At 71.5% G+C, this 10,504-nt stretch carries 10 protein-coding genes; 5 read left to right on the forward strand and 5 right to left on the reverse strand.

All coding sequences use genetic code 11. The features are described 5' to 3' along the window. Nucleotides 1–83 precede the first annotated feature (83 nt). Both GWK16_RS15880 and GWK16_RS15885 read right to left on the reverse strand, forming a co-directional pair. Nucleotides 84–1,538, reverse strand: coding sequence for an amidase (locus GWK16_RS15880; protein WP_170054953.1), 1,455 nt, complete (start codon nucleotides 1,536–1,538; stop codon nucleotides 84–86). 7 nt (nucleotides 1,539–1,545) lie between these two features. Continuing rightward, nucleotides 1,546–1,740 carry a DUF6494 family protein gene (locus GWK16_RS15885; RefSeq protein WP_168040753.1) on the reverse strand — a complete coding sequence of 65 codons (195 nt, stop codon included), beginning with the start codon at nucleotides 1,738–1,740 and terminating at the stop codon, nucleotides 1,546–1,548. An 81-nt stretch (nucleotides 1,741–1,821) separates the two neighbouring features. Between GWK16_RS15885 and GWK16_RS15890 the strand changes: the two genes are divergently transcribed. Genes GWK16_RS15890 through GWK16_RS15905 form a run of 4 tightly spaced genes read left to right on the forward strand, consistent with a single transcriptional unit; the run spans nucleotide 1,822 to nucleotide 5,462 of the window. Further along, nucleotides 1,822–2,460, forward strand: coding sequence for an FMN-binding negative transcriptional regulator (locus tag GWK16_RS15890; protein ID WP_170054954.1), 639 nt, complete (start codon nucleotides 1,822–1,824; stop codon nucleotides 2,458–2,460). A 52-nt stretch (nucleotides 2,461–2,512) separates the two neighbouring features. Beyond that, on the forward strand, nucleotides 2,513–3,652 hold the full coding sequence (locus GWK16_RS15895; protein WP_170054955.1) for an acyl-CoA dehydrogenase family protein: 1,140 nt from the start codon (nucleotides 2,513–2,515) through the stop codon (nucleotides 3,650–3,652). Further along, nucleotides 3,652–4,662: an acyl-CoA dehydrogenase family protein gene (locus tag GWK16_RS15900; RefSeq protein ID WP_170054956.1), complete on the forward strand. Its 1,011-nt coding sequence runs from the start codon at nucleotides 3,652–3,654 to the stop codon at nucleotides 4,660–4,662. Before GWK16_RS15895 ends, GWK16_RS15900 begins: the two co-directional genes overlap by 1 nt. Beyond that, on the forward strand, nucleotides 4,659–5,462 hold the full coding sequence (locus GWK16_RS15905) for a crotonase/enoyl-CoA hydratase family protein (protein WP_170054957.1): 804 nt from the start codon (nucleotides 4,659–4,661) through the stop codon (nucleotides 5,460–5,462). Before GWK16_RS15900 ends, GWK16_RS15905 begins: the two co-directional genes overlap by 4 nt. A gap of 3 nt (nucleotides 5,463–5,465) precedes the next feature. Here GWK16_RS15905 and GWK16_RS15910 read toward each other — a convergent pair whose 3' ends face one another. Further along, nucleotides 5,466–6,326 carry an isocitrate lyase/PEP mutase family protein gene (locus GWK16_RS15910; protein WP_170054958.1) on the reverse strand — a complete coding sequence of 287 codons (861 nt, stop codon included), beginning with the start codon at nucleotides 6,324–6,326 and terminating at the stop codon, nucleotides 5,466–5,468. 67 nt (nucleotides 6,327–6,393) lie between these two features. Continuing rightward, a complete protein-coding gene (locus GWK16_RS15915; RefSeq protein ID WP_170054959.1) occupies nucleotides 6,394–7,509 on the reverse strand; it encodes a PQQ-dependent sugar dehydrogenase in 1,116 nt (371 codons plus the stop codon). Between the two features lie 94 nt (nucleotides 7,510–7,603). Between GWK16_RS15915 and GWK16_RS15920 the strand changes: the two genes are divergently transcribed. Continuing rightward, nucleotides 7,604–8,437, forward strand: coding sequence for an SDR family NAD(P)-dependent oxidoreductase (locus GWK16_RS15920; protein ID WP_170054960.1), 834 nt, complete (start codon nucleotides 7,604–7,606; stop codon nucleotides 8,435–8,437). Between the two features lie 6 nt (nucleotides 8,438–8,443). Here the strand turns inward: GWK16_RS15920 and GWK16_RS15925 are convergent, their stop codons facing one another. Next, nucleotides 8,444–10,459 carry a TRAP transporter permease gene (locus GWK16_RS15925; RefSeq protein WP_338144490.1) on the reverse strand — a complete coding sequence of 672 codons (2,016 nt, stop codon included), beginning with the start codon at nucleotides 10,457–10,459 and terminating at the stop codon, nucleotides 8,444–8,446. Nucleotides 10,460–10,504: the final 45 nt, after the last annotated feature.

Raw genomic sequence — 10,504 nt, forward strand, 5'->3', positions numbered from 1 at the left:
AATTTGGGGACTGACCGCGGAGGTCAGTGCCAAGTGACCAGAAAAGGGAGGGGGTTCGGGGGAGGTTCACCCTCCCCCGACCTTCATTCGTACGGCGGCACGACGCCCGGCTTCGGATCGACCGGCAGCATCCTGTCGAGGCCGGTCAGTTGCTCGAACAGCGCCGCGACCTGCAGCGCCCTGGCATCCCGCCGCGGCGGTGCGACCACCTGCAGCCCGACCGGGCGACCGTACCGGTCGAACCCGCAGGGCACCGCGACGGCGGGGCAACTCGCCAGCGTTGCGAAGGCGTTGATCAGCGACCCGCCCATGTAGTTGTCGAGCACCTGGCCCGCGATCTTCTCCGGCGCGCGCAGCATCACATCGAAGGCCGGCGTCGATGCGCCGGGCGTGACCAGCACGTCGCAGGTCGCGAAGGTGTCGCGCATGGCGCGGAAGAAGCGCGCGCGCTCATGCTCGGCCCAGGCGAGGCGGGATGGCGTCTCGGCAAGGCCGCGCTCGGTCTGCCAGACAATGTCGGGCTTCAGCTTGTCCCGCTTGGTCGCGAGCAGTTCCTCCCGGTCCACCACGAAATGCTGGCTGCGCAGGACGAGGAAGGCCTCGTTCAGCGCGCCGAGGTCGGGATGGATTTCCTCGACGGCGATGCCGAGGCTCTCGAAGCGGCGCACTTCCCGCGCGCAGATCTCGCGCATCTCGCGGTCCATCGGCAGCGCGCCGCCGAAATCGGTCGTGAAGGCGATGCGCAGGGGCTTCTCGCGCTCGGCGGCCGCGACGGCGTCGGCATAGGAGCGCGCCGGCGCGTCGTAGGTCATCGGGTCGTCGATGTCCCAGCCCGCCATGGTGTCGAGGAACAGCGCCAGATCGGGGATGTTGCGCGCCATCGGCCCCTGGACCGACAGCGGCGACCAGAGGTCCTCCTGCGCGCCGCGCGTCACGCGCCCGGGCGAGGGGCGGAGACCGACGACGGAGCAGTAGGTGGCCGGCCGCCGCAGCGATCCGCCGTGATCGGAGCCATGGGCGAGCCAGACCTCGCCCGTCGCCAGCGCCACCGCGCCGCCGCCCGTCGATCCGCCGCAGGTCAGCGAGGTGTTCCAGGGGTTGCGCGTGCGGCCGAACACCTCGTTGAAGGTCGATCCGCCGGCGCCGAATTCGGGCGTGTTCGACTTCGCGATGACGACGCCCCCCTTGCGCTCGATGCGCTCGACGATCGGGTGGCTGCGGTCGGGGACATGGTCGGCGAAGATCGGGCTGCCGAAGGTGGTGCGCACGCCGGCGACTTCGGTCAGGTCCTTGATCGCGACGGGCAGGCCGGCGAGCCAGCCGGGCTCTCCCTCCGCCTCGTGCCGCTCGCCGCGCATCAGGGCCTTCGCGTGGTCGCGCGCGCGGTCGAGGCAGAGTGTCGGCAGCGCGTTCACCGCGGGCTCCACCTCGGCGATGCGCGCGGCGGCGGCGTCGATCATCTCGAGCGGCGTGATGTCCTTCGCACGCAGCCGCGCGACCGCCTCGCGTGCCGTGAGGCGGATCAGGTCGTTCGGCATGATGCGGTCAGTCCAGCGGGATCTCGGCTTCCACGACATGCTGCAGCCCCGGGGCATCGGGCGAGGTCAGCGACATGCGCAGCCGCAGCGACTTGCCCTTGCCCGCGCCTTCGCGCGCCACGCGCTCGATCTCGCGCTGGGAGGTGACACCCACCTGCTTGAGGAACTTCCGCAGTTCCATGTTGAAACGATCCTCGTCCATGGCATGTCTCCTCCGCGGCCCGCGCCGGTTCCCGGCAGGGGCGGCACGCGGCTAGCCTGCACCCGAAAGGAGCATCGCGCCATGTACAACCCGCCCGCCTTCCGTGAGGACCGGCCCGAGGTTCTGCGGGAGATCATGCGCGCGGCGCGCCTGGCGCTGATCGTGTCCGCCGCCGCGGATGGCGGCGTGCCGGAGGCGACGCACCTTCCGCTGTTCCTGGTGCCGGAGGAAGGTCCGCACGGCACGCTCTACGGCCATGTCGCGAAGGCGAACCCGCAGTGGAAGGGCCTCGCCGCCGCCGGCGCCGCGCGGGCGATCTTCCAGGGGCCGGAGGCCTATGTCTCGCCGTCGCACTATGCGTCGAAGCAGGAACATGGGCGCGTGGTGCCGACCTGGAACTACGTCGCCGTGCACGCCATTGGCCCGGTCGAGGTGTTCGAGGATGCGGACCGACTGCACGCGGTCGTCTCGCGCCTGACCGACCGGCACGAGGCGCCGCGCGCCGATCCCTGGGCGGTGACGGATGCGCCCGAGCCCTTCGTCGCAGGGCAGCTGAAGGGCATCGTCGGCCTCGCGTTGCGCATCGAGACGCTGATCGGCAAGCGCAAGCTCAGCCAGAACCGCAGCGAGGCCGACCAGGCCGGTGTCCTCGCGGGTCTTTCCGCCAGCGAGGATACGGCGGACCGCGCGGTGGCCGAGGCGATGCGCGCGGGGTCGTGACAGCGCGCCGCGGCGCGCCGACAATGCCGGCCAAGATTCACGGGAGAACGCCATGACCGGCCTGCGCTTCGACCTGCGCGACCCGCCGCCCGGCGCGGCGGCGCTGCGCGCCGAGGTCCGCGCCTTCATCGCCGAGCACGAGCATCGCTGGACGCCCGAAGTGCGCGCCCGGTCCTGGATGGGCTTCGACCGCGACTTCACCCGCGCGGTCGGCGCCCGCGGCTGGATCGGCATGTGCTGGCCGAAGCAGTATGGCGGCGCGGAGCGCAGCTTCCTCGAGCGCATCATCGTGCTGGAGGAGATGCTCGCCGCCGGCGCGCCGGTCGGGGCGCACTGGATCGGCGACCGTCAGTCGGGGCCGCTGATCCTGCGCCTGGGCACGGAAGCGCAGCGGCAGAAGTTCCTGCCGAAGATCGTCTCCGGCGACTACGCCTTCTGCATCGGGCTGTCGGAGCCGGATTCAGGGTCCGACCTCGCCTCCCTGCGCACGCGCGCCGACAAGGTCGATGGCGGGTGGAAGCTGAACGGCCGGAAGATCTGGACCACCTTTGGCCATCTCTGTGACTGGATGATCGCGCTGGTGCGCACCTCGCCGCCGCCCGAGGGCGAGTCGAAGCACCAGGGCCTGTCGCAGGTGCTGGTGGACCTGAAGGCGCCGGGTGTGACCATCCGCCCGATCCGCGACCTGGTCGGCGAGGAAGGCTTCAACGAGATCACCTTCGACGAGGTGATGCTGCCCGAGGACGCGCTGATCGGCCAGGAAGGCGCGGGCTGGGCTCAGGCGACGAGCGAGCTCGCCTTCGAGCGCAGCGGGCCGGATCGGTATTTGTCATCGCACCCGCTGCTGGAAACCGGGATCGAGGCGCTGCGCAGCGACGCGGCGGCCGCCCCCGCGCTGGGCCGCGAGGTCGCGCGGCTCTGGACGCTGCGCTCCATGTCCACCGCCATCGCCGGCATGCTGCAGGATGGCGACGACCCGGTGCGGCAGGCGGCGCTGGTGAAGGACCTCGGCAACGATTTCGAACAGGCGCTGCCCGGCGCGATGCGCGCGCTGCGCGACGTGGAGGAGATGCCCGAGGCGATGCGCCGCATGCACGACTACCTGACGCAGATCAATCCGACCTTCTCGCTGCGCGGCGGCACGCGGGAGATCATGCGCGGCATCATCGCGCGCGAGCTGGGGCTGCGCTGATGGACAACGGGATCGCGGCGGAACTCGCCGAACAGGTCGCGCGTGCGCTGGCGGATGCCGCCGACGTCACGACGCTGCGCGCCGTGGAAGGCGGGGATTTCCCGGCTTCGGCATGGGAGGCTTTGTCGGGCCTCGGCCTCGCCACCGCGCTGGTGCCGGAAGCGCAGGGCGGCGCGGGGCTGGGCTTCGCGGATGCCGTGCCGCTGCTGGAAGCGCTCGGCCGCGCCGGCGCGCCGGTGCCGATGGCGGAAGGGATCGGCGCGGCCGCGCTGCTCGGCGCCGCGGGGATCGAGGCGCCGGAGGGCGTGCTGACCTTCGCCGCCGCGGGCGCCCCCGTGCCATGGGGACGCCATGCGGGCCACGTCGTGCTGGTGGATGGCGCGCGCGTCGCGCTCTACGCCGCGGATGCGCTGCGCTGGACGGAAAGTGCCAACATCGGGCGCGAGCCGCGCGACATGCCGGCGGTGACCGGCGCCCCCCTCGCGGAGGGCACGCTGCCTAATGCCTGGGGGCCGGACGCCGCCCGGTCCGTCACCGCCCTGCTGCGCAGCGCGCAGATGGCCGGCGCGCTGCAGGCCGCGCTGGCGCTCGCCGTCGAGCACGCCAATACCCGCAAGCAGTTCGGCCGCCCGATCGGCCGCTTCCAGGCAGTGCAGCAGCAGCTCGCGGTCTTCGCGGCGGAGACGTCCGCGGCCTCGGTCGCCGCGGCCGCCGCGGCGCGCGCGGCCGATGCCCGCGGCATCGCCGACGCCGCCTTCGAGATCGGCTGCGCCAAGGTCACCGCCGGCGAGGCCGCGGCCCGCTGCGCGGCGATCGCGCACCAGGTCCTCGCCGCCATGGGCATCACCGAGGAGCACGCGCTGCACCACTTCACCCGCCGCCTCTGGTCGTGGCGGGAGGAAGGCGGGTCCGAGCGCTTCTGGACCGCACGCATCGGCGCGACGGTGCAGGCCGCACCCGGCCCGCTCTGGTCCTTCCTCACTTCCCGCGATCAGGAACCCGCTGCATGACCGACTTCCTCAAGATCGAGCGCGACGGCCACGTCGTCACCCTCACGCTGAACCGGCCGGAGAAGCGCAACGCCATCTCCACGCCCGAGGAATGCGCCGAGGTCGCCGATGCCTGCCGCGCGTTGAACAAGGACGGGGCGGTGCGGGTGGTGATCGTCACCGGCGCGGGCACGGCCTTCTGCGCCGGCGGCGACCTCAAGGGCATGCGCGACCGCACCGGCATCACGCGCGGCGAGACCGGCGCGGAGATGCGGGATTCCTACCGCTTCGGCATCCAGATGATCCCCCTCGCGCTCTATGAGATGGACATCCCGACCATCGCGGCGATCAACGGGCCGGCGATCGGCGCGGGGCTTGATCTCGCCTGCATGTGCGACATCCGCATCGCTTCCGAGACGGCGCGCTTCGCGGAATCCTTCGTCAAGGTCGGCATCGTGCCCGGCGACGGCGGCGCCTACCTGCTGCCGAAGGTGGTCGGCATGTCGAAGGCGCTCGAGATGTCGCTGACCGGCGACGTCATCAATCCGGCCGAGGCGCTTGCCTGCGGGCTGGTGTCGAAGGTCGTGGCACCCGGCGACCTGCTGGCCGCCGCGCGCGACATGGCGAACCGCATCGCCGTGAACCCGCCCCAGGCCGTGCGCATGACCAAGCGCCTGCTGCGCGAGAGCCAGCACATGCGCCTGTCCACGCTGCTCGAGATGTCGGCGGCCTACCAGGCGCTCGCGCATGGCACGCGCGACCATCGCGAGGCGGTGGATTCGATGCTGGAAAAGCGCGCCCCGAACTTCGAGGGGCGCTGATCCTCAGCCGTACTCCTCGTCGAGCCGCTGAAAGCGGGGCAGGTCGACCACCTCGCTGAACTCGGCATAGGTCATCATGGCGCCGGCGGAAGCCGCCGGCGTCCCGTCGCGCTTCAGCACGGCGAGCGCATCGGCCATCGCCTTGGCCGCCGAGAACAGCGTGGTCACGGCATAGAGCACGACGGCAAAGCCCATCTGCTCCAGCGTCTTCGCGTCGAGCGCCGTGGTCTCGTTGCCGTCGACGATGGAGACCACCTTCGGCCCTGGCACCTGGCGGGCGACGGTCTCGACCTCGGCGATCTTCTTGAGGCCATCGACGAAGACGAGGTCGACACCCGCATCGCGGATCATCAACGCGCGGCGCACGGCTTCCTCGGGGCCGATGGCGGGCATCGCATCGGTGCGGCCGATCACCAGCGGCCCGCCCGCAGCGCGCGAAGCAACGGCGCATTTCAGCCGGCGGACATGCTCCTCGATCGGGATCAGGCGGACGCCGGCAAGCTGCCCGCAACGCTTGGGTGCGACCTGGTCCTCGAGGTGGATCGCGGCGACCCCGGCCTGGGCGTATTCCTCGACCGTGCGGGCGATGTTGGCGGGGCCGCCATAGCCGGTGTCGGCATCGGCGATGATCGGGATCGACACCGCGCGCACCATGTCGCGCGCATGGGTCGTCATCTCCGTCTGCGTCAGCAGCCCGATGTCCGGACGGCCGAGCCGCGAGGCCGTGGCGCCGAGGCCCGTCATGTAGATCGCCTCGAAGCCCGCGCGCTCGATCAGCCGCGCGGCGAAGGCATCCGGCGCGCCGGGCGCGGAGACGATCCCGCCCTGGGCAAGGCGTTGGCGAAGGCGATCTGCGGCAGTCATGCGGGCGTTTCCGGTCTGGCGTCGTTGGCGCCAGCCTCCGCGATCCGCGCCGCCCTGCAAAGCCCCGTCAGGCGGGATCGAGGCGGAGGATCCGGCCCTCGTTCTCATCCGTCAGCAGATAGAGCCGGCCATCCGGCCCGACGACCTGGTGGCGGAAGGCGATCTTGCCCCAGAACAGCCGCTCCTCGCCGGTCACACGGTCGCCATCGGTCGTCAGGCGCACCAGGCCGGGCGTGCTCTGCGCCGCGGCGAACAGGCTGCCGCGCCAACCTGGGAAGGCCGCGCCGTCGTAGAAGGTGATGCCCGAGGGACTGACCGAGGGCACCCAGACATGGATCGGGTCCTCCATGCCGGGCGCGCTGACCTCGCGCGAGATGCGCGGGCCCCAGTATTCCCGGCCGTGGCTGACGACCGGCCAGCCGTAATTCGCGCCGCGGCGGATGACGTTGATCTCATCCCCGCCGCGCGGGCCGAACTCGGCCTCCCACAGGCTGCCGGTCCAGGGATTGAAGGCGAGGCCCTGCGGATGGCGATGGCCGTAGGACCAGATCTCGGGCCGGGCGCCGGCGTGGCCGACGAAGGGATTGTCCGGCGGCACGCGCCCGTCGCGCGTCAGGCGCAGCACCTTGCCCGCGAGGTCATCGAGGCGTTGGGCGCGGGCGCGCTCGTTGCGCTCGCCGGTGGAGAGGAAGATGTGCCCCTCCGGGCCGAAGGCGATGCGGCAGCCATAGTGCAGGCGACCGGATTCCTGCGGCGGGCCGGCATCGATGATGCGCCGCACGCCGGTCAGCGTATCGGCGGAGGGCGACAGCCGCGCGACGACGAGGCGCGTGAGGGACCCGCCCTCGACCAGCGCGGACTGGCAGAGGAAGACCTCCCGCGTGCGTGCGAAATCCGGCGCCAGCGCGATGTCGAGCAATCCCCCCTGCCCGTTCGCATCGACCTGCGGCACGCCGCCGAGCGGGGCCGAGACCCGCCCATCCGTGCCGATCCGCCGCAGCCGGCCCGGCCGCTCGGTGACCAGCATCGTTCCGTCCGGCAGGAACACCGCGCCCCAGGGCCGTTCGAGGCCGGTCGCAAAGGTCGTCACGCGGAAGGTCGCGCGTTCGGAGGTGACGGGGCCTTCCTGCGCCGCGGCAGGCGCGGCGAGGAGCGCGAGGGCAAGGAGGGCGCGACGCAGCATGGCACCGAGGTGGGCCCGCCATGCCGGCCGCGCAACCACCCGGGCTTCACCGCCCCGCCATGCGGGTGCAGGCTTCCGCTCCGGAGGAAACACCATGCAGGACAACACCCGCTTCGATGGCCGCGTCGCCATCGTCACCGGCGCCGGTTCGCGCGATCCGGGCACCGGCACCACGACGATCGGCAACGGCCGCGCCATCGCGACGTTGCTCGCCCGGCGCGGGGCGCGCGTGCTCCTGCTGGACGTCGCGCAGGACTGGCTCCAGGGCACGGAGGCGATGATCCACGCCGAGGGCGGCACCTGCGCAAGCGCGGTCTGCGACGTCGCGAAGGCCGAGGATTGCGCACGTTCCGTCGCGGAAGCGGTGCGGCTGTGGGGGCGGCTCGATATCCTGGTCAACAATGTCGGCATCAGCGGCCCGCCGGGCGATGCGACCGTGGTGGACCCGGAGGCCTGGGACCACGGCATGCAGGTCAACGTGAAGTCGATGATGCTGATGGCGAAGTATGCGGTGCCCGAGATGCGCCGGCAGGGCGGCGGGGCGATCGTGAACCTCGCCTCGGTCGCGGGTCTGCAAGGCGGGCATCCGGGCCTGCTCTACGCGACGACCAAGGGGGCGATCGTGCAGATGACGCGCGCCATGGCCGCGCATCACGGCGGCGACCTGATCCGCGTGAATGCGGTCGCCCCCGGCTATGTCTACACGCCGATGGTCGCCTCCCGCGGCATGTCGGACGCGCTGCGCCAGCACCGCGCGACGGCGGGGCTGCTGAAGGTGGAGGGCAGCGCCTGGGACGTGGCGGAAGCGGCATGCTTCCTCGCCTCCCCCGCCGCGCGCTGGATCACCGGCGCGACGCTGCCGGTCGATGCGGGCCGCTCGGCCGGCAATGTCGGCGCGACGCCGAAGCCGAGCGGCCTGCAGAGCTGACGCGCGCTACGCCCCCTGTGCCGCCCGGGGGCGTTGCAGCAGGAGGAGCAGCACGGCGAGCGCCAGGCCGATCAGGTGCGGATAGGGCACCAGGTCGGCCGCGACGTGCTCGATCAGCGCGGGGAACACCATGAGCAGACCGGCCAGCGCGAAGGCGACGCGCTCCCAGCCGGCCAGCAGGCGCCGTGCATAGCCCTGCGCCGCGCAGGACAGCGCGGCGAGGCCGCCCGCCGCCAGCACGAACTGCCAGACGATATCGACCCAGGTCATGCCCTCCCGCAGGTTGAGCAGCAGGCCGACGCCTTCGGGATCGGTGACGAAGACGAAGGGCAGCAGGAAGGCGGGCAGCGTGTACTTCCACGCCTGCAGCGTCGTCCTGTACGGCCCCGCGCCGGTGATCGCCGCCGCCGCGAAGGGCGACAGCGCGGTCGGCGGCGAAACCTCGGACAGCACGGCGTAGTAGAAGACGAACATGTGCGCCGCGTAGTCCGGCACGCCGAGCTTGGTCAGCGCCGGCGCCGCGACGACGGCGCAGATGATGTAGGAAGCGGTGACCGGCACCGCGAGCCCGACCACCCAGACGATCAGCGCGGTGTAGAGCGCGGTGACGACGACGGATCCGCCGGCGGCCTGGATCGCGATGTCGCTGAACTTCAGCCCCAGCCCGGTCAGCGTGATGACGCCCACGATGATGCCGGCCGAGGCACAGGTCGCCGCGATGCCGACCGCCTGGATCGCGCCGCTCGCCAACGCCTCGATCAGGCGCTTCGGCCACAGCGCCTGTTCCGGCCGCAGGAAGGACAGCAGGACCGCGACGCCCATGGCGTAGAGCACGGCGAGCGTCGCCGAATACCCCATCACCATGAAGACGACGATCGCGACCAGCGAGGAGAAGTGGAAGCCGTACTTGCGCAGCAGGACCGGAATCGGCTCGACCTCGATCCCCTCACCCGGGTCGATGCCGCCGCGCTCGGCGCGGATGCGCGCCTGGTCGAGCTCCACCATGAACAGCAGCGACGCGTAGTAGAGGATGGTCGGGATGATCGCCATCTTCAGCACGTCGAGGTAGCCGATCTTCAGGTACTCGGCGATCAGGAAGGCCGCCGCGCCGAGCACGGGCGGGGAGATGATCGCCCCGAGGCCGCCGGCCGCGAGCAGCCCGCCGGCATCGTCCGGCCGGTAGCCCACGCGCTTCATCATCGGCCAGGCGACGGTGCCCAGGGTGACGGTGGTGGCGACGCCGGACCCGGAAGGACCGCCGAGCAGGAAGGAGGACAGCACCACCGTCCGGCCGGCGCTCGCCGCCTTGCCGCCGGTGGCGGCGAAAGAAAAGTCGACGAAGAACTTCCCCGCCCCGCTCGCCTGCAGGATGGCGCCGTAGATGGTGAACAGGATGATCAGCGTCGCCGAGACGTCGACCGCCGTGCCGAAGATGCCGTCCAGCCCGATCGAGATGTGCGGGATCATCCGGATGGAATCGTAGCCCTGGTGCTGCCAGGGCGGCGGCAGGTGGTTGCCGTAGAAGCCGTAGAGCAGGAACAGGATCGCGACGACCGGCATGACCGGCCCGGTGGTCCGCCGCGTGGCCTCGAGCACAAGGGCGATCAGCATCCAGCCGACGGCGATGTCCATCGGCTCGGGAAAGATCGCGCGATCCTGCAGGTCGTCCCCGCCCGAGATCAGGTACCAGATGACGTAGGCGCCGGCGGCGGCCAGCGCGATGTCCCAGGGCATCAGGCGGTTGCGGAAGCGCCGCAGCATGGGGAACAGGACGAAGCCCAGCACCAGCGCGAAGCCGACATGCACGAAGCGCAGCGTCGTCGTCGGCACGATGTCCCAGGCCGCCCAGAGGTGGAACAGCGACATCGCGAGCGCGAGCATCGTCGCGCCATAGCCGATCCAGCCGGAGAAGCGGTTCTGTGCGCCCTCCTCCTCCTCGATCAGGGCCTCGACCCGCGCGGCGGTCTTCTCGTCCAGGGTTCCGGCCGCGGCTTCGGGCGGGAGGTGGTGGGTGCTGCTCACGAACTATGCTCCGGAAGGCCGGCGGCGGGGGCGGCCGTGACGGAC

It is taken from the genome of Neoroseomonas marina, assembly GCF_012927745.1.
Classification (GTDB): domain Bacteria; phylum Pseudomonadota; class Alphaproteobacteria; order Acetobacterales; family Acetobacteraceae; genus Neoroseomonas; species Neoroseomonas marina.